Below are 26655 nucleotides of genomic sequence, written 5' to 3' on the forward strand. Positions count from 1 at the left end.
ATAAGGAGGAACCAGTGTGATGAGAAAGTGGAAACAAGTGTTAAGCTTATTTTTATCAATTGCTTTGATTGTAACGTTGGCTCCGCTCCAACCGGCGAAAGCTGCGTCAATCTATTTCCAATTTACCGATTTTAGTACAGTAGAGGCAAGTCCAACTATCGTTAATACGAGTACAGTTGATTTGCGAGGCTCATTCAGTGATGTGTCTGCAAACTCGATTACATTTAAAGTAGAACGTCTAGTGAATGGTACTGTAGTCGCCACCTCTAATGGAGCGCTTACCCCTTCTATAGTCGGAAATACCTTTTTGTTTGCAGGGGTACAGCTTTACGAGGGATTGAATAAAATTACGGTTACGGGCATGAGCAGCAGCATTACTGGAAATGGAGGGACAGTAGAAGGAGTCAGCTATGTCAGCTATGGCAATGTCCCTGTAATTTCAAGTATTGCTCTGGCTGATGGGACTGTCTTGCAAGAAGGACAATCGAAAATTGTAACGACTGCACGTCCTTCTTTAATTGTAAAGGCGGCAAATGCTACGGAAGTTTTGATTAACGGAACTTCTATGTTCAACGGTGGTGCAGGTACGTTCGTAACGTCAGATTTGCAACTACAGCTTGGATTAAACAAGCTGCAGATTGTTTCACGCAATGGAGATAAAAGTTACACGCTGAATCGTGAACTAGTATATTTTCAGGCAAATACACCGGTTGCTTATAATGTATTCGCCAATACGACTCAGCTTGATGGCAATCCAATAATCTCGCCTATTTCAAATCAAACGGTTACAGGTAGACTATTGTTTTCAACACCTGCAACTGCAACAGCAGCCCCGACAGTAACGTTAGAGCTTATTGATGATACTGCGACTATTGTGAGCACCCATACCGCTACAGTAACGGCAGGCACAAGCAACTCCACTTACACGGAATTTAGGTTCACTTCCGATACAGCTATTTCTGCAGCATCAAGTGGCAAATATCAATTGCGTGTAAGGAGCTCCATATATAGCGGGCAGGAAGCTAATTTTCCAGTCGATTTTACGGTTAGAACAGCTACTGCACCATATATTACAGGATTAAAACAGGTATATGATGCAACTGAATCAGGCACTACCGTAAACTATACTTCGAGCGGTATTTTTTCAAATAACGCTGTAGTATCGCAGTTGCCTCTTTATGTTGCTATTGATACGTCAAATTTCAATTTAGGCAGTGGATCTACAACTCTTACAGCAAAGCTAAATGGTACTGCAATTACAGGTTCGTCCTTCAGTTCAGTAGCACTGAGCACATCAGATTCACAAAGAGTTTATCGTATTGATTCGATGCCGCAAGGCGAAATTGAATTGACATTTACCGTTATAAAAGGTGCCGAGAAAGATGTCGTCACAAGAACATTCAATTTCAATCCTATATCTTCCATTCAAGTAACGAACACCTTCAATGGCGCTGTGTTTTATGGAGCAGGATTGGCTGAATTGAAAGGTAAGCTGTTGAACTTTAATTTAGCGACAGATATTGGTACTGTTGCCTTCAAGTTGAATGGTGCAGACATTCCATTGACTGCTGCTATGTTTAATGGATCTCAGTTTACAATTCCATTGCTAGACGCCGTGAGTGGGAGCTCTAAGCTTGTTTTTGGCAGCAATGAGTTGGTATTAAGCGGTCGTGCTAATGGTGTTTATGTCACCAATACTTTATTGATTTATCGTTTCTCGGATCAACAGCCTGCGGTTACTAAGCTCGTTCCTGTTCCATATAAAATCGATCCTACTCAAGATACTGGTAATACACGCTATCAGAGCGACATTGACAATAAGTTTATCTTAGGTGATAAAGCGGATAATTATGTTACCACACAAAAAAGCGTGGATTTATTGTTTACCGTGGCCAAACTTGCAAATCTAATTGTAACTATAGATGGCCAAACCTATGCGACAGCTTCTGTTAATGCAAGTGACCAACTGGTTTATCAAGTCGCTAATAAATTATTTTTAGAGCCTGATGGAACAGATACAAATAATAAGACATATCGTTTGCGGCTTTATAATGTTCCTCTCCCAGTCACAGGGGCATCAAGTATTACGGTCACTTCTCAAGTAGGAACAGAGAGTGTCAGTCAGACTGTAACGATTACGAGAGAGCGTCCTACTTATGAAATTTTATCGCCTAAACTGCCACAAGAAGCCGTTATCAACCAAAACTTCCTTAATGTAAGTATTTTGGCAGAAGGTGCAGACTCCATTACAATCGGTAAAAATGAAATGAACAAAAGCCTTATTGATGATATTTTCAGATACGAGATGACTGGTCTGAAAGCAGGAGTCAACAAGGTTAAATTTACAGTTCTCCGTGGTACCCAAAAGATAAATGGAGAGTTCTCAGTAAATTACGCAGCTGACAATTCACCTGGGGCACAGTATAAAACATCTATTACTAAGGCTGGAAAAGCATCGGCTTTTAAAGGAGAGGTATCGGTTAACTTTCCGAAAAATACATTCCTGCGAAAAGCAAATGAAAGTCCTGGCCAAGATGTAACAACCATTGATATGTTTGATAATCAGCAAGTTTTGTTCTCTATTGCTGATCGTGCAGACGGCAGAACTGTAAAAACATATAATGCAGTTGGTGAATATACCGGCGGTACCCAATCTGTTGCTAAAGATGGCACTTTTACTCAAATTGGTTATGATGATTATGGTGCGGCAGTTCTGCGTCCATCTGCTCACTTCGGTTATGCGTCCAAACTGTTTTGGATCGATCCCGGTTATGTTGATGGAACGAAAAGTACAGGATATACGTTTCATAAAGGGACTCAGCCATATGATTTGACGAATCTGTTCCACCAGCGCCCGCTATCACGGTGGCTTGAGACAACAAATCCAGGCACAATAACACTTAAATATGATTCAGGTATTATTAATACAGCGGCTAACACACTGAGCATTTGGCGCTATTATAATGGGCAATGGACCAATATGGGTGGTAAAGTCAACACGGGAAGTAAGACTATTACAACACCTATTGATGGATTTGGTTATTATGTAGTTATGCAGTTGCGTTATAGCTTTACAGATATTATCGGCCATTCATATGCACGGAACTCAATGGAGCTTATGTTCGCTCGGGGCGTGATGATCTCAACCAGCAACAATGAATTTGGTGTTTATGATAATATCACACGCGGCGAATTCGCACAGTTGCTAGTGAAAATGTTCCAAATTCCGCTGGATTACAATCCAAATGATATGACGTTCGATGATGTTATTCCTGTCATTGGTATAAGTCGACTATGGGATTATCGTTATATTGAAACGGCAGTAAGAAAAGGTATTATTCGAGGTAAAGGTCCTCGTCAGTTCTTGCCGAATGAAGCATTGACAAGAGAGGAAGCGGCAGTAATGATTGCTCGTGCTGCTAATCTTTTGAAGGATGGCAAGGATGATCAAACAAAAGACAGAGCAACGCTTCAAAAACAGTTTACGGATGCCAACTCTATTGACGGGTACTCCTTAAGCTCGGTTATTGCAGTAGTCAAAGCTAAGTTTTTAGAAGGACTACCTAATACAACTACTGGCACAGCGAAACCAACCTATCGCTTTGATCCTAAAGCTAATCTTAAACGTGCTGATGCTGCAATTATCGCAGAGCGCGTGATGAGAAAGAACAAACTTCTGTAAAACCCAGCTTAAATTGGAACAGGGAAGGGTTAGCTCCTGGCTGATCCTTCCTGTTCATTAAAACAATGAGTAAGATTATCCATGGAAAATCTTTTGCATCGACGTAATGCATGAAGCCAAGCTATACTAAACAAGTAATAAAACATAGAAGTGCATTTAGAACCAAAGCGACCGTTTTTTGAAGATCGCATGCAGTTGTTTCGATGCTACATAGCGAGGGTAAAACTTTTTTGAAATTATTTTTTGGGGGGCGCAACTTTTTTAAAGCCCGTGCGTCTAATTAAGTGGTGTTACATCAATCGCCAAAAAAATCATACTTTAGACTTGCCTAATATCAGAGTTAGTTGGAATGAATTCTCAACTTTCTCTTTACGATAAGGGTATGCCATTGTATAATGTTATAGTGGTATAAAGGTCTAGCAATTTTCTGCGTGTTTACGAGTTTCTGCGACATGTTATTACATAGGGTTAAACATGGCGACAGACATTATTTATACTAAATACTGCTCAACTCTGGGAAGGGGGTGACACACACATGAGGGAAACGAGCAATTCATTTTCTAAACAAAACTCTCAACAACCGAAGCAATTTAGAGGAGGAGAAAAAAAGGTTATGAAGAAAAGTTTATTGGCATCCGTGCTATCTCTCTCCCTTGCTATGGCCGTAGCAGTTCCAGCATTTGCTGCAACCCCTACTGATGTAGCAGGCGTGAAAGAACAAAGTGCAATTGAGGAGCTTGTAGCTCTTGGAATTATCAATGGTTATACTGACGGTACATTCAAACCAGGCAACAGCATCACTCGTGCTGAGCTTGCTAAAATTATCGTTATCGCAACTGGTAGCGAGCAAGCTGCTACTGCTCTGCAAAACGTTAAATCCCAGTTCTCAGACGTTAAAACAAACGAATGGTACACTGGTTACATCAACGTAGCAACTGGCAAAGGTTTGCTGCTTGGTGACAAAGGTACTAAAAACTTCCGCCCGAACGCTAACATCAAGTTCGAAGAAGTTGCTGCAATCGTGGTTCGTGCTCTTGGTTACCAAGATGCTAACCTGACTGGTTCGTGGCCTTATAACGTCACTTTGAAAGCTGAAGAAGTTGGCGTATTCAAAAAAGTTGATCTAGCTCTTGGTACTGCAGCAACTCGTGGTGTTGTAGCTCAACAAGTTAGCAACGCACTTGGTACTGACCTAGTTCAATGGATTGCTGATGCTAAAGTTTACAGCAGCACTGGCAAAAAATTGATCTCCCGTCTGGGAACAACGACTGAAGAAGTTGTTACTTCTGCAGTTCTTGATGACAATGGTCGTCTTTCGTTGAACGGTCTTTCCAAAACTTTGGCACCTAACTTCATCATCACTGGTGGAGTGAAACTGGTTGACCTGCTTGCTCACAACGTAACTGTTTTGGCTGATACTGATGGTCGCGTTCGCGCTATCACTGACAACCAAAATGAAAACAATGTAGTAACTGGTAAACTGAATGTTGATTTCAACAACGCTCTACAAGTTGAAGTTAAAAACGGTACTGCTGTTACTAAGTACAACACTGTAGGAAACTCGGTTTACTACTTCAACAGCGATTCTGTTGCTGGTACTGACTCGAACCTGAAAAAAGATGCTGATGTGTCTGTTTACCTGTTCGATAACAATTCCACTAACGTTAACGCTGGTGTAGTTGGTAAAGTCCGTGCAGTAGTTGTTTCTAAAGCTAATGGTGCTGACAAGTTGCTTGATTCTTATATCGCTGCAACTTCGACTGCTAAAGCTCGTCTTCTAACTCAAGACAACCTTTCTGTATCGCTTAATGACTCCACTTCTATCGTTCTGAACGGTGAAGCTAAAGCTGCAACTGATCTTGCTAAAAACGATGTTCTTGACATTGTTTATAACAAAGACAGAGTAGCAGTTAAAGTTGTTGCGACTCGTAATGTTGTTGAAGGTAAAGTTACACTTGTAAGCACATCTGCTGATGGTACATTCGTTTACACTATCGATGGTAAAACATATGCAAGTGTATCCGGTGCTAACCTGACTGGTTCGAAAGCTGTTACTAAAGACGGTACTTTCAAACTGTTCTTGAACAAAGACGGTAAAGTTGCTGGTGCTGAATTGTTGAGCGGTGGAAGCTCCGATGCTAAATACGGTGTTATCCTGAACGCTGCTAACGATGTAGCTCCAACAAGTGCTTTCAATGACGCTAAAGACGTATTCAAGTACTACTCAATTAAAGAAAACAAAGAAATTGAAGTTAGCTTGGATGCAGCTACTTGGAACGCAGTAACAAACACTGTACGTCTTGGTGATGCTGCTCCTTACGGTAGCGCAGCATTCAATAACTCTGCAGCTGTATTCGTAACTTGGAAGCTGAAAAACTCCGATGCTAGCGTTAACGGTATCGACAGCCTTACAGCTCTTACTGAGAACTGGGAAGTAAAAGAGAAGAAAGATACTACTTTGAAAGTTTCTTCTTCTACTTCTACTATCACTTACGAAATCAATGCAAACACTGTAGTTCTTGATGCTACTACTTACAACAAAGCAGCTGCTGGTGATCGTGAAGTTAAAACTAGCACTCTTGCTAACCTTGCTGTAGGTAACAAAGTAACTATCGTTCCTGATGGTACTTCTACTTTCGCTAAGTATGTTCTGATTACTAAAAAATCGGCTACTGATGCAAAAGAAACTCAATATGGTCTGTATGTTGATGCTTATCAATCTGATGACGACTACTTCATCAAAATCAACGTAAAAGGTAATGTTGAAACTCTTGCTTTGACTGGTACTGAAGGTGCTTCTATCTACAACTCCATCGTTGCTAGCAAATCTGCAGGTAGCTCGACTTACAAAGAATCTTCCAGAACTCTGGTTGAAGTTAAAGACTCCGTAATTACTGGCGCTGCTGGTAACCTTGGAGAAGCTAGCACTGCTTATGACACAGTTAATGTGTTCGCAGCTACTAACGCTTTGACTGCTGTAAACAACTCTGATTCGACTGTAACTGTTAACGGCGTAGTATACTATGTTAACAGCTCGACTGCAATCTATGTTTACGACGAAGCAAATGATTCCCTTGTAACTGATGGTATCTTTGCTGATGTAACTGCTCACCTTGGTGAAGCAACTAGCAAATACGGTATCGCTATCGTTGGCGATGCAAGCTATGGCAACTTCACACTTGCTAAAGCTGTTGTAGTTGTTAAAAAGAAATAATATTTCTTTAATCGAAAGAAACCGATGAGATATCTCATCGGTTTCTTTTTTTGCGTTCACACTTGATTCATAAAAGTTTGTTATAATTAAAGTAGAAAAAAATGCTTTGAAGGGGTGAATTGCTCGGCATTACAGCGAAACTTTTTGTTGGGTATGAACGTCTATATAAAAAAAGATGTGGAGTGATATTTTAATGCAGACAGTTGTTTCTGGAAGCTCAAGATTGAAGTGGCGTTTTTATGTAGCTATGTTGTTGGTTGCAGCATTGCTCTTTCCTGCATTGCCAAGCAGTAGTGAGGCGGCCTCTAATGCGAGCAGCATTAAACCTGTGTACATAAACAGTAATTCTTACGTGAAACTGGATAGCGCGGATATACTATCGACAAGCAAAGGGAAGACAGCCAGCTTCACGATCACTCTTTATAACGGTGGAAGCAAAGCAATTAATCTTCAAGACTATTGGTTCCGTTTAGCGTCTACCAGTGGGACAAAATATACCTTGTATATGCTGGACAGCGATAAAACGAAGAAAACTGTTCAAGCCAATTCGAATGTTACTTTGACTTTTTATAGCGAGCTGCCATCAAGCATGACGTTGCCTAAACTCATTTTCAAAGTCGTAAAGTTTGATTTCAGTGTGGCCGGATATGAGAAGACATTAGGACAATTTAAGTTTCCAGCAGACTATTCTACGGATGTTAAAGCAGGTGGCTATACTTCTGTGAAGTTGAATAGCACTCCTGTAAATATTAGAATCAGCAAATCTACGATGTCTACAAGCACAGATAATAATACAGTTAATATTGAGCTCGCTATGCGCAATACGAGCAGTTCTGAGCTGTCGATTGCTAACCTGCAGTTTCTAGCTCAGTCAGCAGCTGGAGGCATGTACAAGATGAAGGTCACTTCGACTACCTCAGGTACAGCAGATGCTATCGTCTTGCGTCCGAAAATTCTTGAAACGATTAAATTAAGCATTACCCTTCCTAAATCTGTTTCTATTAAAGGTCAGAAGCTTGTTATTACACAAGGTATTAGCTCTGGCTCAGGAGAAGGGGCATCAACATTATCTTTGCCTGTTTCTAAAATAGGGTATAACCTGAAAACAGCTAATACCACAACAGCAACAAATTATGAATATATTAAAGATGATTATACTTATAAAATGAATGTTGCTTCAATCCAAAGAAATACATGGGGCGGCGAAGACAGTCTGATCGGCAAGCTAGTTATTACAAACACTAGCTCAAAAACAGCACCAATCCCAGCAGTCGAAGGTTCATTGTATCTTGGGGATAATGCAGCTGTGAAGACAACAATCATTCCATTCACCAACCCAGTAGCTATTCCGGCGAAAAGTTCTATCACGATTTACTATACAGGTACGGTTCCTACAACTACATCGTTAACTGATCTAAAGCTCAAGCTTTTTGAGAAGTCCGGTGAATCACAAACAGAATTGGCTGCTTTAAAAACACCAGCTGTTATCGTACCGAAATCAATTGCTATTGGCAGTGAAAACAAGGTTAATGATATTGGCGAAAACTTCACAGTAAATGTGATGAAAACACAATTGCTTGAAGGTACTTCTAACAATCTTTATGCCGTTTATTTAGATGTTACGAATAAGCAATCCCGTGCAATTGCAACTTCAAAGCTTGTAGGCTACCTGAAAACAGCCGATGGGGATAAATACGATATTAAATTGTTGAAAACAAGCAATTTGATCAATCCTGGGAAGAAAGAGCAAATTATTGTTACTACTGAAGTGCCAAAACAGCTTGATTTAACTGGCGCAACGGTTGTACTGGGTAGTGCTTTTAATGCTCAGGGCATTGTTAAGAAAGATGATGCTGAAATTTCAGGTTTTGTTAATCCAGTGAGCTATGCATTGCCACAGTATGGCCAAACCGTTACATCCGAGTTTAATAAGGTTCAGGTCGGTCCTTATACGATTAATATGGATAACATTATCACTTATTTGACAGATGATAAAATTGATGTGGATTTCTCTGGTCAAGTAACGAAGGATCTTAGCTATGAAGGCTTTAGCGCTAAAAAGTTCACTTTTGCGATCGAGGATCAATCTACTAATCTTTCAATGATTAATGCTCCATTTGAACTCGAAGGTGCATCTGGTACTGCAGGCCAATATGTTTGGAAAGTTGGCAACAACTATACGAACATTGTCCAAAGCGTGACAGATAAGCTAGTTGCTAAAACAATTCAGCTTACTATCTATGAGGAAATTAATGGATATAAAACGAAGTTGGTATCCAAAAATATTAAATGGTCGGCATACTTGAACTGGGCTGACCCAAATAATAAGGAATTTTAATTTTGAATTAGATTATTAAAATTTTGTAGTTAATTTTTAAAAAATCAGGTATCTTAATAGGATACCTGATTTTTTTTCTGAGAGGAGTAATAGAGTTGAAGAAAACGACAATGAAAGTGGCTATTGGTGCAGCACTCCTATTGGTAGGTTTCGGTATTGGCATTCTCAATCCGAAAGCAATCGAAGCAGATGGCGTATCAACAACTCCAGGCTCTATTGACGATCCTGTTATTACAAAAAGTTATTTAGATGAGCAGCTTGCTAAAGTATCTGGTGGCAGCATCGGCGCGGGTACTGGTTCAACTGGTACGTCCAACGCTCAAGCTTCCCTGCAAGTCGTTAGTGTACCTAATGGCAAATTGCTGCTTGGTGATGAAGGAACAGAAATCATTCTTCGTGTAGGCAAAGCAGTAGCCTACAGCTCAGATAGCAGTGGTATTGTAGATATAACGGATGGCAAGGATCTGGTTAAAGGTAATTCCATAGCCAGCAATCATCTTTTACTAATGCCTCGCTCGGGCAGGGGAGTTACGGCTGCGGCAGGTTACACTAAATCATTAACGGTATTAGTTCGTGGTGGATACAAGCTGCAATCCGTTAACTGAGTTAGTATAATTTGTGTAAGTTGACAATAGATTATACGCTTGAACAAATGCCCGAAGGTTAAAATAAGAGCATGCTCCCATCATCCAACAGTGAGGTGTTCTTATTATGAGTCGTTCTAATAAAGTAGCCGTTCCACTAAGTAAAGCAGCGCTGCAGCAAATGAAATATGAAATCGCTGAAGAATTTGGGCTATACTCCTATCCTTCCCAGTCAAACGGTGATGATACGGAGTTTGCGGGAGAATTGGGAACAGTACCACAAACTACTGGTTCAGTCTATTGGTCACAGCTTTCGACAAGACAAGCGGGTTCCGTTGGCGGTGAAATGACGAAACGCCTTGTAGCGCAAGCAGAGTCCGTTTTAAACGGTTATATTTAAAATAACCGTCTCACCTTAACTTTTACTGAAAATTAATTCTTATCGGGATAGTATCCATTGACAGGAAGCGACATTTTCGGTAACATACTTTATTAGAGAGTTGTAAAACAGCCTTTTCCATAAGGAAAAGGTTCGTTTTTTGTTTATAAGTTCTGAACTTATTTATACTAAAAGCTGTAGGAGGTTGATACGGGTGTCAATTAAAGGTCGTCATTTGTTTACATCAGAATCAGTAACGGAAGGTCATCCCGATAAAATTTGTGACCAAATTTCCGATGCAGTATTGGATGCATTCCTGGAGTCAGATCCTTATGCGCGTGTAGCGTGTGAAGTATCTGTAGCGACAGGACTTGTTCTCGTTATTGGTGAAATTAGCAGCCGTGCGGACTATGTCGATATTTCGGCTATCGCACGTCGTACAATTAAAGAAATTGGGTACACTAGAGCTAAGTTTGGTTTCGATTCCAGCACTTGTGCAGTTCTGACCTCGCTTAATGAGCAGTCTGCTGATATTGCTCAAGGCGTTAATGCTGCCCTTGAAACACGTGATGGCAAAGATATTCAACAAGAGAACGAAGATATTGGTGCTGGTGACCAAGGCTTGATGTTTGGTTTTGCAACCAACGAGACACCGGAGCTTATGCCTCTTCCGATCGCGCTATCGCACCGTATTGCACGTCGCTTGTCCGAAGTGCGTAAAAACGGTACGCTAGAATATCTTCGTCCTGATGGCAAAACTCAAGTTACAATTGAGTATGTCGATGGTAAACCAGTACGTGTTGATGCAATCGTTGTATCTACACAGCATGCTGAGGAAATTAGCCTAGAGCAAATTCAAAGCGATATTCTTGAGCACGTTATTAAACCAGTTGTACCAGTTGAGTGGCTGGACGCTGAAACAAAATACTACATTAACCCGACAGGCCGTTTCGTTATTGGTGGTCCTCAAGGTGATGCGGGTCTAACTGGCCGTAAAATTATCGTTGATACGTACGGTGGTTACGCACGTCACGGCGGCGGTGCATTCTCCGGTAAGGATCCTACAAAAGTTGACCGTTCTGCGGCGTATGCGGCCCGTTATGTAGCTAAAAACATCGTTGCAGCTGGACTAGCTGATAAATGTGAAATTCAGCTTGCTTACGCTATTGGCGTGGCAAATCCGGTTTCTATCAGTGTAGACACTTACGGAACAGGTAAAGTCGATGAAGAGAAGCTGGTTGAAGTTATTAGCAACAACTTTGATCTTCGTCCTGCAGGCATTATTAAAATGCTTGATCTGCGTCGTCCAATCTACCGTCAAACTGCTGCTTATGGTCACTTCGGCCGTACAGATGTGGATCTTCCATGGGAACGCGTTGACAAAGCGGATAAGCTGAAAGCAGATGCTTTGGCGTAATTATATTTTAAATAACTAAAGCCCTTCAGAAAAAAGTTGAGAACATTGGTTCTTAACTTTTCTGGAGGGTTTTTTGAAATGAAAATGCGAGTATTATACTTAGATGAAACCAAAATTTTATACATATAATAGTTTTCTTATATTTTAAAAAAATCAATATTCAATACTTACTTGAAAATTAAGAATGTATATTATGAAATTATAATTTAAAATGTAAAATTTTTTTAATATTTGATAAGGGAATGGACGTTTTTGAGTATCAAAAAGAATGTTAGGCGAGTAGCGGTTGTTGCTTTAGCATCAACTATTTTTTTATCTGGTGCGACATTTACCGGTTTGACGCAAGGAGATCTTAGTCCAGCGGCTGTACAGGCATATGGAGAAACATTGAAGTTAGGAACACACAAAATGTACTTTTGGCAAACTATCAGAACCCCCAAGGTGTTTATAAGAATATAGATTACTTGCAATATTTCTATTGGGAAGGTAATGATTTGATCGTTACAGGATATGCTCGGAATTATGATAATGGGACTGCCAAATATATAACAATGAGATTTGATAATCTTCCGGCATTAAATCCGAATTAATAACTTTAGTTTGGGATATTGTTTGAATAAGAACTTTGTTAATAATAATTGACTCATATATATAGCCTGCGAAAAACATTTTCTCAATGGAGAATGCCATTCGCAGGCTATTTTTAATGAGAAATGACGAATTATTCAAAAAGGATGGAAATTATCCGGAAAACCTACATTTTTGGTGCTTAGAAGCCGACAAATAAGGTACGAGTGTAAATTTTTGGGGAGTGAATGAAATGAGTCGTTACAAAATTAGTATTCTTCTAGTATTCGTACTCTTGCTACAAATTGCATTGCCGCCAAGTAGCAGCCTTCTGACCAATGAAGTGCATGCGGCAGTCACCGGACCTGTTATTACAAGCAAATCACCAGCTAATACTTTTGGAAATGTCGGACTTGGTGCGCCTCTTTCCTTTACTTTTGATGAAAGTGTAATAAAAGGAACTGGCCCTGCTTCAATTACGATCTACAATTATTCGAATAATACTCCATTTGAGACGTTTAATGTTGCGACAAGCAATCGGGTTACCATTGATGCTACTGGTAGAACGGTTACGGTACAGCCAAGTACGTCTTTTGCTGTAGGCACCGAATATTATGTATTCATTGACCAGGGCGCATTTGTAAATGCATCGAATGGCGCGAATTTTAGCGGCATATCTAATGCTGCGGATTGGAACTTCAGAACAGTAAGTCAGGTTGACAGTACACCTCCAGACTTGCGGTCTGTGGTGTCGCCTGCTCCTGAATCGGGCGGGGCGCTCATTACAACTACAATAACGCTCCCATTTAATGAAAACGTATATACGACATATGGGGCGATTACGCTGGTATCTGCTCCAAGCGCAACGGCTTATGACTCCAGAGAGATTGCAGTCAATTCCGTGCAGGTGGTTGGCAGCGGCACCCCCACCTTAACGATTAAGCCAACTGAGGCGCTCTATCCGAACACGACCTATACAATTACGATTCCTAGTCATGTCATTCAAGACAGCTCAGGCAACCGCTATGCCGGAACGACATGGCGTTTTACAACTGCGCCAGCGCCAGTTAATGCAACCGGCTTAACACCTGGAAATTCCGCGACTTCTGTCGGAGTAAACAGTTCTTTTAGCATGAGCTTTGATAAAAATGTGAAAGCGAACGCTGGGAAATACATAAGCCTCGTGCGCGTAAATGATAATTATGCCGATCGCTATCAGGCTACAGATACGTCCCGTGTCATCGTTAGCGGAAATACCGTTACCTTTACACCTCCAAAGTTGCTTGCAAACACACGCTATTATATTTTAATCGATGCAGGAGCCTTCGCGGACAGTGCGACTGGGGACTGGTTCCAAGGTATATCCAATGCTGCTACGTGGAGCTTCACGACGAGTCCAGGCGATGAGACTGATCCGCCACGGATTCAGAGTACTTATCCTGCTCACACGGCAGCAATCGGCACGCTTAACTCCAGCATTGAAATAAACTTTACGGAGCCGGTTTATCCGAGCGCAGGCAATATAGAAATTCGCAACTCAAACAATACCATTTTTGCCACTATTCCCGTGACCTCAAGCTATGTAACGGGTGGCGGAACGAGCAAAATTACGATTAACCCGAATAAGACCTTTATTAACAATTCGCAGTATTATGTAGTTATTGGGAGCAGTGCTTTCCGTGATGCCGCGGGGAACTATTTCGCCGGACTTTTGGCGAACAACTGGACGTTCCGGGTAACTCAAGATACCGTAAGGCCAACGATTGAGTCGCAAAATGCCGTTAATAATACGCAAAATGTACTTACAGATGCATACTTCTCTGCTATTTTCAGTGAGACTATAGTAAAAGGCACAGGTACGATTACGATTAGACCGGTTACACCAGCACCTGGTGTAGTCGATATTCCAACTTATTTCTACATTAATCCAGACAACAGCCGTCAAATAGTCATCACGCTTCCAACAGGAACGACGATGGCTCCGAACACGAATTATTATATCGAGATTAGCCCAACAGCAATCTACGATTTATCGGATAATGCGTTCCTGGGTATTCAGAATGCTTATCAATGGGCTTTTAAAACAATAGGTATTGATACGACGCCTCCTGCTGTTAGCAAGATGGAAGTCAAAGGCTCTACTATCGTCATGACCTTTAACGAGGACCTTAAAGCAAGCTCTGTCCCGGCCTTAAGCAGCTTCTATATTACGGTTAATGGCGAACGGCGTGAATTGCTGTCGGCTGCTGTATCGGGAAGTACCGTTACGCTGACGTTAGCGGGAACGCTCGTTAATATCCAGACGGTTAAGCTTTCCTATTCCAAGCCTACGACGACAACTGGCGGCATACAGGATCTCGTTGGCAATCAGGCGCTAAGCATTGCGAATCAGGACGTGGCATTTGCAGTAGATGCTACAGCGCCAACGCTTTCCAGCGGAACGGCAACAGGCAGCGTTGTGACGCTCACATTCAATAAAGCGCTGGCTTCCGTCAATAATTTGGCGTATCAGCAATTCCGTGTCAATATCGGTGGTGCCTCCTACACACCGACGGCTATTAGTATTAATGGCTCGGTTGTCACGATGAGTGTAAATGCGACGATTGCCAATCAGTCCGTTTACGTCTCTTACACGCCGGGCAGCTATCCGCTTAAAAGTACGGATGGAGCCAATGTGGCCGCTTTTAGCAGCTACTACATTACGAATACGGTTGATGTAACAGCGCCAACGCTGCAAGGCGTATATGCAAATGGCAGCATCATTACGCTCAGCTACAACGAGACGCTGAGCACGAGCGCTATTCCGCCTGTTAGCAGCTTAACCGTCAGCGTGAATGGCAGCCTCCGTTCGATCGTGCAAATATCGGTGTCCGGCAGCCAAGTGCTGCTTACACTAAGCTCGGCCATCAGCTCAAGCGATACGATCTATGTGTCGTACAATATGTCTTCACCAAGAATAGCAGATCTGGCCGGGAATGCGGCAGCAAGCTTCTCGACTCAAAAAGCATCTATGGGATCTGCAAATAGCTCGCTGTATTCAGCAGTCATTAAAGGAAATTCGCTTGTACTTACATTTGGAGAAACGATGAATAGCTCCTACGTGCCCTATACAACGCAATTTTCCGTAATGGCGGGAAGCTCGACGGCTTCGGTTACAGGCGTATCGATTAGCGGCTCTACAGTTACGCTTACGCTCGCAACGGCGATTGCTTCGACGAGTTCAGTGACGTTCAGCTATTATGCTTCAGGAACGACGCTTCGTACTTCATCGGGCAAAATCATTGAGAACATTTTGAGCCAGTCTGTTACGAACAGCTCGTCAATCATTGATTTGATTCCGGGAGAGTTTACCCAATCGTCTGATGGCGGCGTTCTCATGACAAGCGGTGCTTTTACAAAGACGTCGTATCAGACCGCTTCAGGCAGATCGTCGGTGAAATATTCCATTTCAGCCGAAAAACTTGCTCCTGCCTATCAGGCGGCAAGAACGGCTGGCCTTACGAAATCGCGAATTATCGTAGAAATTCCGAATTCTGAAAATGCGGCAGTCGTAGCTGTACCACTGTCTACGCTGCTCAATGCGAGTTCTATCAATACGAATCCGTTTTTTGTTGTAAAATACAATGGCACGTCGTATGAAATTCCGCTCGGTGCCTTGAATTATTCCAAGCTTACAAGCTCTGTGGGAACAACGGGCGAGCTATTAATTGAGCTTGAGCTTGGTACCACATCGCTAACATCGGCATTGACGAATAGGCTGAATCTATCAACGATCTCACTATTATCGGGAATTGTTCATTTTCAGCTCTATGCAGTTAGTGGTACAATGAAAAGCGAGATTACAGAGCTTAACAGCTATGCGACTTTAAGCGTGGATACATCGTTGGCTGTGACGAGAAAAAATACAGCAATCGTGCGGGTTGACCCTGTTGCGGGTGCATTGACCTACGTACCGACGATATTTTCCACGTTGAATAACAAGACGGTTGCTACTTTTAGAAGCAAAAGCATCGGCGCTTTTGCATTAGTTAGCAATTCTGTCAGCCTTATTGATATTAGCAGTCATTGGGCTGGCCCAACGGCGCAGTCGCTTGCCAACAAAAATATTGTTGCAGCGCGCACAGGCAACCAGTTCGTTCCAGACAAGCCTATTACCCGCGGTGAGTTCGCAACTTATATTGCGAAGGGACTAGGGCTTTCAGGCAATAAGGCAGCAGCAGCCAAATATTCGGACGTTAATATAGGCACTGAGCTTGCCGCCTACATTGGAGCAGCATCGGAAGCAGGCATCGTGCTTGGCTATACGGACGGAACATTCAAAGCAGATAAATATATTCAACGCCAGGAGATGTCGGCAATGATGACGCGCGCAGCAAGTGCAGCTGGCGCCACCATTCAACTGCCATCTTCAGCCTCAACGTATTTGCAGCCATTTACTGATCGCAACAGCATCAGCTCATGGGCGCGTACGGATGCGGCAAAAGCGATTTATACCGGCGTAATTGGCGGTAAAACGACTAAAACCTTTAGTCCTTTGACGAATGCAACCCGGGCAGAAGCAGTCGTCATGATCAAGCGCTTGTTAGAGCATATTCAATTTCTAAACACGTAGTAAATTGGTACCAGCCCCGGGACACCTTGCATAAAGGTTGTACGGGGCTTTTTTGTAGCTATATACATATTTGGAATTTTATTCGCTTGAGAGAGGACTGATGCCGCAGCGACAGGCGCTCACAGCAAGAAGCAAGATCAGAGACGAACGCTGTTGCCATACGACAAAATTCGCAAAAATCGGAAGATTAGCGGAACTTTTTGCACCTCTTTATAGTCTATATTTAATAGGCTTAGTAGATTAGGCTGCTGCTGCCATCCCTTTTTCATATTTTTGACAAGGATGGAGCGGGCCTGAGATGGGAGAGTTGCAAAAATAATGCGCAAGTTAGTAAGAGGATACGACCAAGGTAACCGCGGAATAGGTAAAAAGGTAGCTATTGTTATAATCGGGGGAGCGTTGCTCCTGCATCCAATTTCAGAGCTTGCCCCGGCAAGCTGGAAGATGCTAAAAATAGAAACGGCCGCAGCTGCGAGCAGCGGAACGCTTAAACAACTGCAGCAGTCCTACGTGACATCAGGCGCCCAACGAATCGATTATCTTTGGACGACAACACGCAGCGGCAAAACGGCGCAAGCGAACGTCCATGTCATTGAAGTGGATCTTACGAATAAATATGTGCAATTGAATGCGCTGAGCGGCAAAAACAATACAATCGGCGATCGCGATACGATTTTGAATATGGCGAAAACGAGTGGAGCGGTAGCTGGCATTAACGGCGACGTCTATGTGACAACAGGCGAGGGCTCGCCGATGGGGGCGCAGATTACTAGCGGAACGCTCATGACGACGCCAATGCAAATTAAGGGCATGTATGCTTTTGGAGTTACGAAGGACCGCCAGCCGAAAATCGACAGCTACAGCTTCAGCGGTACGGTTACGTCTGCAAGTGGAGCGACTTTCGCCCTTTCAGGCATTAACCAGTCGTCTTATACGCCGGAGAGCGGAGACTCTACTTACAGCCACGCCAACACGATGTATATCTATACAAGTGCGTGGGCTGGCTCGGAGCGTCCGAAAAATTCCGCGGCATTGCCGACCGAAGTGCTTGTTCGCAATGGCGTTGTCGAGCAGATTTCCGACGGAACTGCGCTTACGATGGCTGCGCCAAAAGATGGATATATTTTACGCGCCAATGGTACGGCCGCTAAATTCATCCGCGCCGAGATCAAGGTCGGAGACAAGCTGAAATCGGACTACTCGTTAGTTTCCCAAACGACTGGAAGCAAAGTAGATCCGAATCAATTTGAAATGATGGTTAGCGGTCATACGATTCTGGTTAATAATGGGGTAGCATCGGCATTCTCGCGCAGCATTACAGGTGTTAGCGGAGCGGCATACCTTTCCCGTTCAGCCGTAGGCTATTCCAAGGACGGTACAAAGGTATATCTGATTACCAGCGAACAGTACGGAGACAGCAAGGGCGTGAATTTGGCGGAGCTGCAGCAGATTATGGTGAAGCTTGGCGTCTACAAAGGCATGAATTTGGATGGCGGCGGTTCAACAACGATGATCGAGCGCCCGCTTGGGCAGTTTGCTCTGCAATCGGCTCATTCCACGACGTATGGGACGACGATGCGCAGCGTTGCAAGCGGAATTGGCGTATTTACGACCGCGCCTAAAGGTGATGTCAAGGGCATTACAGTAGGCGGCACGAATGTATTGCTGATTGGGCAGCAGGCGACTTTTACGGTAAAAGGGTACGATACGTATTACAACCCGGTAGCGGTTGATGGTACCAATGCCAAATGGAGCAGCTCCTCAACGGTTGGAACATTTAAGGGTGCGGACTTTACAGCGACAAAAGCAGGCTCCACGACCATTAGCGTCAAATCGGGCTCGGCGAGTGCTACATACAAGGTAGATGTTGTCGGCCAGGATCAAATTGCGTCGATGACGATTGATAGCGCAGCGGGCATGCTTTCCAAAGGAGCAACCGTTTCGGTACCCCTGACAATGACCTTGAAAAACGGCAAAAGCTATAAGCTGAGTGGCGATTCGCTTAAATGGGAGTTCGTTGGCTTTACCGGCAAAGTATCGGGCGATACGCTTACCGTGCAATCGGTCAATGAGGGCGCAACGACAGGTTATGCCATTGGTCGTTATGACGGCTATCCAACGATGCTCCCGCTAACGCAGGGAGGCTCGGAGAAGGCGCTTGAGGATTTTGAAAATGTGAACTATGGCATTTCGACGCAGCTAACTCCGTCTGCGACGACTAAGGGCAGCGTCAAGCTGACTAGCGATCTGGCAGGCCAGACATCGGCTAAAGCTTTGCAGCTAACGTATGATTTTAGCGCAGGTACAGGAACGAAGGCCGTCTATGCTGTGTTTAACGGCACTTCCGGTAAAACGATTGAAGGCTCGCCTACTGCCATGACGCTTGATGTTTATAGCGATAAGAGCCTTAACTGGCTGCGGGCGGAGTTTACCGATGCCGATGGCAAATCGCATCTGGTAGACGTGGCGAAGCAGCTCAATTGGAGCGGCTGGAAGACGGTGAAGGCTGATTTGTCGTCTTATGGCATGAAATATCCGATCAAGCTGAAGCGGGTCTACGTCGTTACAATCGCGGAGGGCGCAGATGAGCGTGCGGCAACCGGCACGATTGGCATTGACAATATGAAGCTGCAATATCCGGGTGAAGCCGTATCTTCTCAAGCGAAAAACATTGTCATGACGATTGGCAGCAAAGCGGCTTCCATCGGAGGCAAGGCGACAACGCTCGACGTGACGCCAATTACGCTAAAGGGAACAACCTACGTTCCAATCCGTTTCGTATCTGAAGCGCTTGGAGCCAATCTGCAATGGGACAATAAGCTGAACCGGGTGACGGTATTTGATGGCTCCCATTTGCTGGAGATGGTTATTGGTAAAAAAGAAATCGTGGCGAATGGCAAGCGTTCCACGACAGAGGTTGCGCCTATTGTGCGGAACAATCGGACGCTCATTCCGATTCGACTATTTTCGGAGCAGCTGGGTCTTAAAGTAGGCTTTGATAATAGCACGAAGAAAATCACCATTAACTAGGGAAGAGTTCTAAACCGGGATTGCAGGAGCGAGAGCGGATAATATAGGAGGTTTTGCCTGGAGCTAATGGGTAATTCTACCTTTGTTCCCTCCCGTTCCCGCAGCATCTGGCAGCTAGAGTTCAAGGCCAAGGAGGCGGCGGACTATGCAATTGTGTTATGATAGTCTAAAAGAACCTTCTATTGGAAAGGTTGCCGAATTTTTATGGATCAACATATTTTAGATATTAACCGTGTTATTACGAATGCGACGCAGGTCATGGAAGACAGCAAATTTCAGATTTTTGAAATTTGCGAGGCTGCGCGCGCTGAATTGGAATCACTTGAGCAGGAGCTCGAAGTGGTTATTCAGGAAACGGTAAAGACGATTGAAAGAGTCGATCAGCTTGAGCTGGATTATCGGCAGGCGAGGATCCGTCTAACGGAAGTCAGCCGTGACTTCGTCAGATATAAGGAAGAGGATATCAAATCCGCTTATGAGAAAGCAACGCAGATCCAGCTCGATTTAATGGTTTGCCGCGAGAAGGAAACCTATCTAAAATCGAGACGCGATGATTTGCAAAAGCGCGTGCGCAATGTAGAATCCTCGATTGAGCGTGCGGAGATGATCGCTTCCCAAATTAATGTCGTATTGGAATATTTGTCGGGCGACCTCAACCAGGTCACGCGTATTTTAGAATCCGCGAAAACAAGGCAGCTGATTGGCCTGAAAATTATTTTAGCCCAAGAGGAAGAGCGCAAGCGTATAGCCCGTGAGATCCATGACGGACCAGCGCAATCCCTTGCAAATATTGTCATGCGTACGGAAATTGCAGAAAGAATGTTTCTAAAGAAGGAATTTCAGCTAGTACAGGACGAATTAGTAGATTTAAAGGGTCAGGTTCGTCTAGGACTCGAGGAAATTCGCAAAATTATTTTCAATCTGCGTCCAATGGCGCTTGATGATTTGGGACTTGTACCCACGCTTCGCAAATTTGTACAGGACTTTGAAGAGAAAACAAAAATACATACTGTATTTGATCTTACGGGCAGAGAGATACGGATGCCTTCCGCCATGGAAGCTGCTATTTACCGTTTGGTCCAAGAAGCCTACTCCAATGCGCTTAAGCATGCTAATGCCTCTTACGTTACTCTAGACATGGTTTATACCTCAGATTCAGTTACAATCACCGTATTCGACAATGGTAGTGGATTCCAACAAGAGCTTATCCAGGTGCATAACGGAGATAACTCGCATTTTGGGTTAGTTGGCATGCAGGAAAGGATTGATCTCTTGGAAGGGAAGATGGATATAGACTCAAATTTAGGAAAAGGCACGAAGATTATATTTAAAATCCCTATTACAGCGGAGAATAGAAAGGAGTAAGATGACGAATGAACCAAAGCGCACCTAATCATAAACGTAAAATTAAAATTTTGCTTGCTGACGATCATCAGCTTTTTCGTGAAGGATTGAAACGTATCTTGAATATGGAGGAGGACCTGGAGGTCATTGGCGAATGCGGTGACGGTATTCAGGTGCTCGAATTTTGCAATCATACGATTCCAGAAATCGTCCTGATGGACATCAATATGCCGATTGAAAATGGGGTCGTAACGACCGAGAGGCTTAAGACGATTTTCCCAGATGTGAAGGTTATTATTTTGTCGATTCATGATGATGAAAGTTATGTATTCGAGACGCTTCGCAAAGGAGCGACAGGCTACCTGCTGAAGGATATGGAGGCAGAGGCACTCATTAATGCTATACGCTCCGTAGTTAACGGACATGCTTACATACATCCTAAAGTCACAGGCAAGCTGATCAACCAGCTGCGTCGCATGACGTATTTGGATGAAATGGGTGTTGTGTCTGGCGCGGCAGCAGCGAAAGAGCCAGGCGTGAAATTTGTCGCTGGCGATGACAACCCATTAACGCGTCGTGAGGCTGAAGTATTGCGCCTGATGGCTGAGGGCAAAAGCAACAAGCTCATCGGTGAATTTCTATTCATCAGCGAAAAAACGGTTAAAAACCATGTTAGCAGCATTTTGCAAAAAATGGAAGTGGATGATCGTACGCAAGCCGTTATCAACTCCATTAAGTTTGGATGGGTTACGCTGTAGTTCTTCTGGCAGGGAAATTGAAACAATCTACATAGTGCTGCTTAGGACGCCTATTGGACTAGGTTGTATGAGCGAGCAGCAGCATTCTTATAGAAGAATAACTAAATACGATTAAGATCGAATGATTAAATGAAGAGCTTCTGGAACCATGTTCACATGGCGGAAGCTCTTTTTGCTGTCTCTATCATACATAAAAGAGGATGAACTCCAAAATAGGATTGCATGAGCCGGATAAATGACGAAGAGAAAGCTAGGTACAAGATGGGCTTAGGTCCACGCTTTAGCTGGCATTTTTTTTCGGCAATAGCTGTGTGCATGTCCGTTAAGGAAGGAACCACTGGGCGCCCGCAGGCATATAATGCAGAACAAGACAGGTTGGGAGCAGCAGTAAAACCGTCTGTAGAATAATTTAAACCTGCCAGATAATAATTCGGACTTATGGCAAGAGCAGTTTGCAGTAAAAAAGATAGCAGCAAAATAGGGCCAAGCATGTATAAGGAAATGCTTGGGAGCGGGATAGGGAATGAAGGCTTATATTATTTTCAGGAGGTGCGGTGCCATGATCAAAATTTTCTTGCTAGTCGTGGGCTGCTATGTGCTGGCTGGCTTCATGGTGCATGCAGTTTACCGCTTGAAGCGACAGCGGCGGCGCTCTGCCAAACATTATGTGCTGCTTGCGAGCCGCCAGCATTCCAATATGGAACGGATTATTCGCTCTTTTTTCTCCTTCTCGCGGTGGATGGGAGTGGATGTTCACCTGACTGTCGTAGATGCCGGGCTCAGTGAGCAGACACGCGAAATCATTGAGCGGTTAAACCGTCCCGCTGGAGGAGTGCACCTCTATGTAGATGGTTTTGAAGAAAATGAGTTCACACATCCGTTGGTTAAACAAGTGGAGCAGAGCAGGAAATTTGAAGGCGAAATTAAGCAAGGTCTGAGTGAACGTGTGCCGCAGAAGCAATCCGAGCCGGATGTAAACAAATCAGATATAGGGGCCTCCAGCCTGCTATGGCGACTTCAGGCGGATGGAGTAATAACCAAAAATGACTGTCCTGTCGTCATTGATTTGCATAACCCAGAGGATTTAGGGAAGATTCCTTTTTGAGTGATGAAGATGGCCATGGCCAGGGAAGAGGAATCTACAGGTGAAAGTGGGCGTGATGAAGAACAAACATTGAAGGAAGAGAAGCAGCAAAAGCAAGACTAGAATTGAAAAATAGACTTAAGTTCGTATAATACGTGTGAGAATATAGCAAGCGGGAATCGCAGGAAACAGGCCATTGATAAAAACGGTATAATCTATTATAGTTAAAACAATAAAATAACAGCAGCAGTTTGTTTGCTATTTTCCTATTTGTTTAAGTGGAACTCAGCAAGCAGAACAGTTTTTAGAAAATCGGGATGAAGCACATCTTTGATAACGCTTAGGCGTTGTTGAAGGGTGCTTTTTTGCGTTTTCTATCGAAAAGGAGGATATCTGGATGAAAGCCTATATGTATGTTGTACGGCAATTCGGCAACTGGTCTTGCAAAGTAACGATTGCGCCCGAAGTAGATATCGACTTCTGGCAGCATGCTGAGAGGATGCTTTTATGGAAAACCCGCCTTCCGCTTGGTATTGCGCTGGAGGCTGTTGAGCACTTCAACGAATATGAAAATAGAAATGACCAGTATATTAGTCAAATTAAGCAGAGAGCAGATCAGAATGCCGGAATGAATAAGTTACACTCCTTTAGAAAATGGCTGGATATGTGCCTGAAGAAAAAGAGGGGTAGAACAACTAAAGATACAGGAATAGGGAGTAAGGGCGGTGGATGGAAAGGAGAACAATTGGGAGAATCGCCAGAGAAAACGCTGGGAAAACAGAAAGAGTACTCCAAAGGGGCGGGAGCTATTGCTGGAAGCGCCTCACGCTGTGGGAACGAGAGCGATCAGGAGGTGTCAGATAGGCTTGCTGCCGCTATCCGTAAGGCAAGCAGCGGAGCAGCTGGACAGGTCGAGCATATACAGGAGGGGCTTGCAGGGGAGCAAATGCGGATGATGCCAGTCGGACAGGCGGGGCAAAGCCTGTCCGGTTTAGGGGGGCAGATAGCGCTCGCTGCGGATAGCTGCGAGCGCAGTGGGCAGGCGCGCGGAGTGGAACGCGCGCCTGCAGAGGCGCTTGCCGCCGCCGCGCAGCAGGCGGCAGCGGCGCTGCAAGGCCGTGCGCTGCTGCGCGGCGAAGCGCACGCACTGCTTGATGGGACAGCGCCTGCGGCAGCTGTCCCTGCCATGGACAAGGACGCTGCGCTGCAGCTGGCGTCCTTGCAGGGCTTGATACAGCTGCGCAGCGCTGTATCAAAGAAGGCCAGCCGCGAAGCCGGCTGGCCTCGGCGCGCCAAGCGCGCGCTCCGCTGCCTGCGCTGCGGCAGCGGAGAAGAGCAGCTGCACAAGGCGCCCTGTGCAGCCTGCGGGCGAGAGGCATGCGCGTATTGCACCGCATGCCTCACAATGGGGCGCAGCCGCGAATGCGAGCTGCTTATCATAGGAGGAGGAGCTGGCAGCAGCCGCTCCTCCATCGAGCTGCCGCCCCCGCAGCAGCGTCTCGCGCGCTGGGGGCTAAGCCCTGCCCAATCAGCGGCGGCGGCAGCCGCGCTTTATTTTACAGAGCAGCCGTCTCGCGTTGGTTGGATTGGCCCGCTCGCCGCCACACAAAACAGCTTCCTGCTCTGGGCCGTCACCGGCGCTGGCAAAACCGAGATGGTGTTTCCTATAGTCGAGTCCACGCTACTACGAGGTGGCAAAGCCCTGATAGCCACACCACGCAGGGATGTCGTGCTGGAGCTGAGCCCGCGCATTAAAAAAGCTTTCCCGGACTTTAGCGTGGTCACATTATACGGCGGCAGCGAGCAAAAATGGGAGCAAGGCGACATTACGCTGGCAACGACTCATCAATTGCTGAGATTCAATTTTGCATTTGATTTGGTCATCATTGATGAGCTGGACGCCTTTCCATATCAAAATAATCCCCAATTGTACTACGCCGCCAACAAAAGCTGCGCTCCTGAAGGTGTGAAAATTCTGCTCTCGGCTACGCCTCCAGCAGAGCTGCAGCAGCTTGCACGGAGCGGAAAGCTTGTGCATGCGAGAGTTCCCGTACGTTTTCACCGCCATCCGCTCCCTGTTCCAGTATTGCTTCACACCTTAAGTGTAGGGCAAATGCTGGACAAGCTTCAGCTGCCCAGACAGCTTCGTGAGGCCATGCTTTGTTCCTATAGCCGCGGCGCACAGCTGTTCGTTTTTGTTCAGCGTATTTCCCAGGTAGAGCGGATGGCAGCACTATTGAGACAGAAGCTTAATATTTCTCAAGTAGCAGGCACCTCCTCCCAAGATCCTGAGCGGGGGGACAAGGTTCAGATGTTTCGAGCTGGAGAAATACGCATTTTGGTGACGACTACGATTTTAGAACGAGGTGTAACAATCCCTAGGAGCGACGTGTTTATTTTGGATGCCGATGGGCAGCTGTTCGATGAAGCTTCGCTCGTACAAATGGCGGGAAGAGCAGGGAGATCCAGCGATGATCCCAACGGAAGGGTTGTTTTTTGCGCAAAAGAGCGTACCCGGCCCCAAATGCAGGCCGTCAAGCATATTAAGAAAATGAATCGTATCGCACGGGCCAAAGGCTATTTTCAAAATGCAGCTAAGTAAGAGGCCGATTCAAAAAATTACTCATAAAAGAAAGTAAATAAGGGAAGGAGTTGAAAAATGAATAGGTTGTCGTTATCCCAGCTAGGAAGTCAACTGAGCAAATATTTAGGGGATGCCCTTAGTCTCCTCGGCCCGACTGTTCGGCTTTGTCCACTATGCGGCAAAACGGCAAAGCCGTCTTCTTCCGATAAAATTTCATTGAATTCGGGGAAATCGGCCGTGTTGTCCCCAAGCTTTTATAAAGAGATTTGCGGAGCTTGTCTCTCATCCATCCCATGGATTCAACAAGTGCAATGCCGAATATGCGGGCGGGGCATTTCTTGTCCAGACTGCATAAGACGAAGTGGCACAGCCTTTGTTTATAATAGGAGCGCCGTTCAGTACAACAAGGAAATGCGAGAGCTTTTAGCCAGATATAAGTATCGGGGAAATGAAGCTTTACAGCCTTATATGGGACAGATGTTGTTGTCTCCTCTGGCTGGAATGACACTTGAATTAACGGGCAGACTCGGTGGCTATAAGAGTGGTAGTCATTCTTTGGCTCATGGACATGTTGATACGCGTAAATATTCCGTTTGGCATGCGATTACCTATGTGCCTGTTAGCAGAGAGCGCGCCGAAGAGCGTGGATTTAACCAGGCAGAGAGATTGGCGGCAACCGTATCCAGCCATACTCAAATTCCTCTTTTGCATTTATTGGAACGGAAGCGTCATTCGGCCAAACAAAGCTTCAAGACCCGTTCTGCGCGCATGCAGGATATGGAAAGCCTTTTTGCTGCCAAGCGCGGGGCTGTGGAGCAGTTTTTACTAGCAAATCAGCGAAAAGAGAGGCAATATGTATTGCGACTGCTGCTTGTAGATGACATCTATACAACGGGAAGCACCATTCAAGCTTGCTCGGAAGCGCTGCAAATAGCATGTCCTGACGGAATCGATATTTACGCTCTAACATGGGCGAGGTCCTAATTGGAGTCTATCACTTTTTTCCAGTTCAATAAGATTACTAGTGAAATTATTGTTTGTTTCAGCTAGAATAGAGCTAAT

Annotated in this window: 13 protein-coding genes; all 13 read left to right on the top strand. The window is 44.6% G+C overall.

The genetic code is table 11. The features are described from left to right. The first annotated feature begins 19 nt into the window (after positions 1–19). The 13 genes from BBD42_RS11135 to BBD42_RS11205 all read left to right on the top strand — a co-directional run bounded on the left by BBD42_RS11135 (position 20) and on the right by BBD42_RS11205 (position 26577). A complete protein-coding gene (locus tag BBD42_RS11135) occupies positions 20–3682 on the top strand; it encodes an S-layer homology domain-containing protein (protein WP_099518221.1) in 3663 nt (1220 codons plus the stop codon). 535 nt (positions 3683–4217) lie between these two features. Beyond that, on the top strand, positions 4218–6896 hold the full coding sequence (locus tag BBD42_RS11140) for an S-layer homology domain-containing protein (RefSeq protein ID WP_099518222.1): 2679 nt from the start codon (positions 4218–4220) through the stop codon (positions 6894–6896). 193 nt (positions 6897–7089) lie between these two features. Then, positions 7090–9234 (top strand): hypothetical protein, encoded by a 2145-nt coding sequence (locus BBD42_RS11145; protein WP_099518223.1) that lies wholly within the window; start codon positions 7090–7092, stop codon positions 9232–9234. Between the two features lie 95 nt (positions 9235–9329). Continuing rightward, complete coding sequence (locus BBD42_RS11150) at positions 9330–9839, top strand: hypothetical protein (protein ID WP_099518224.1); 510 nt, start codon at positions 9330–9332, stop codon at positions 9837–9839. 106 nt (positions 9840–9945) lie between these two features. Further along, positions 9946–10218, top strand: coding sequence for an alpha/beta-type small acid-soluble spore protein (locus BBD42_RS11155; RefSeq protein WP_099518225.1), 273 nt, complete (start codon positions 9946–9948; stop codon positions 10216–10218). Positions 10219–10411: 193 nt separating this feature from the next. Continuing rightward, a complete protein-coding gene (metK, locus tag BBD42_RS11160; protein WP_056036883.1) occupies positions 10412–11614 on the top strand; it encodes a methionine adenosyltransferase in 1203 nt (400 codons plus the stop codon). An 820-nt stretch (positions 11615–12434) separates the two neighbouring features. After that, positions 12435–16793 (top strand): Ig-like domain-containing protein, encoded by a 4359-nt coding sequence (locus tag BBD42_RS11170; RefSeq protein ID WP_099518227.1) that lies wholly within the window; start codon positions 12435–12437, stop codon positions 16791–16793. Positions 16794–17111: 318 nt separating this feature from the next. Continuing rightward, the gene (locus BBD42_RS11175) at positions 17112–19823 is read left to right on the top strand and encodes a stalk domain-containing protein (protein WP_099518228.1); all 2712 of its coding nucleotides are present in this window, start codon (positions 17112–17114) and stop codon (positions 19821–19823) included. 204 nt (positions 19824–20027) lie between these two features. Beyond that, positions 20028–21188 (top strand): sensor histidine kinase, encoded by a 1161-nt coding sequence (locus BBD42_RS11180; protein WP_056036892.1) that lies wholly within the window; start codon positions 20028–20030, stop codon positions 21186–21188. An 8-nt stretch (positions 21189–21196) separates the two neighbouring features. Continuing rightward, on the top strand, positions 21197–21925 hold the full coding sequence (locus BBD42_RS11185; RefSeq protein WP_056036894.1) for a response regulator: 729 nt from the start codon (positions 21197–21199) through the stop codon (positions 21923–21925). A gap of 559 nt (positions 21926–22484) precedes the next feature. Continuing rightward, the gene (locus BBD42_RS11195; RefSeq protein WP_099518230.1) at positions 22485–23030 is read left to right on the top strand and encodes a hypothetical protein; all 546 of its coding nucleotides are present in this window, start codon (positions 22485–22487) and stop codon (positions 23028–23030) included. A gap of 376 nt (positions 23031–23406) precedes the next feature. Then, complete coding sequence (locus BBD42_RS11200; RefSeq protein ID WP_237163447.1) at positions 23407–25611, top strand: ATP-dependent helicase ComFA; 2205 nt, start codon at positions 23407–23409, stop codon at positions 25609–25611. 537 nt (positions 25612–26148) lie between these two features. Continuing rightward, positions 26149–26577 carry a ComF family protein gene (locus BBD42_RS11205; RefSeq protein ID WP_150131538.1) on the top strand — a complete coding sequence of 143 codons (429 nt, stop codon included), beginning with the start codon at positions 26149–26151 and terminating at the stop codon, positions 26575–26577. Positions 26578–26655: the final 78 nt, after the last annotated feature.

The organism is Paenibacillus sp. BIHB 4019, assembly GCF_002741035.1.
Lineage (GTDB): Bacteria > Bacillota > Bacilli > Paenibacillales > Paenibacillaceae > Pristimantibacillus.

Coding starts and splice junctions, on each gene's coding strand:
- BBD42_RS11145 (WP_099518223.1), top strand. CDS start 7,090: ATGCAGACAGTTGTTTCTGGAAGCTCAAGATTGAAGTGGCGTTTTTAT.
- BBD42_RS11170 (WP_099518227.1), top strand. CDS start 12,435: ATGAGTCGTTACAAAATTAGTATTCTTCTAGTATTCGTACTCTTGCTA.
- BBD42_RS11140 (WP_099518222.1), top strand. CDS start 4,218: ATGAGGGAAACGAGCAATTCATTTTCTAAACAAAACTCTCAACAACCG.
- BBD42_RS11185 (WP_056036894.1), top strand. CDS start 21,197: ATGAACCAAAGCGCACCTAATCATAAACGTAAAATTAAAATTTTGCTT.
- BBD42_RS11195 (WP_099518230.1), top strand. CDS start 22,485: ATGATCAAAATTTTCTTGCTAGTCGTGGGCTGCTATGTGCTGGCTGGC.
- BBD42_RS11155 (WP_099518225.1), top strand. CDS start 9,946: ATGAGTCGTTCTAATAAAGTAGCCGTTCCACTAAGTAAAGCAGCGCTG.
- BBD42_RS11180 (WP_056036892.1), top strand. CDS start 20,028: ATGGATCAACATATTTTAGATATTAACCGTGTTATTACGAATGCGACG.
- BBD42_RS11135 (WP_099518221.1), top strand. CDS start 20: ATGAGAAAGTGGAAACAAGTGTTAAGCTTATTTTTATCAATTGCTTTG.
- BBD42_RS11175 (WP_099518228.1), top strand. CDS start 17,112: ATGCGCAAGTTAGTAAGAGGATACGACCAAGGTAACCGCGGAATAGGT.
- BBD42_RS11200 (WP_237163447.1), top strand. CDS start 23,407: ATGAAAGCCTATATGTATGTTGTACGGCAATTCGGCAACTGGTCTTGC.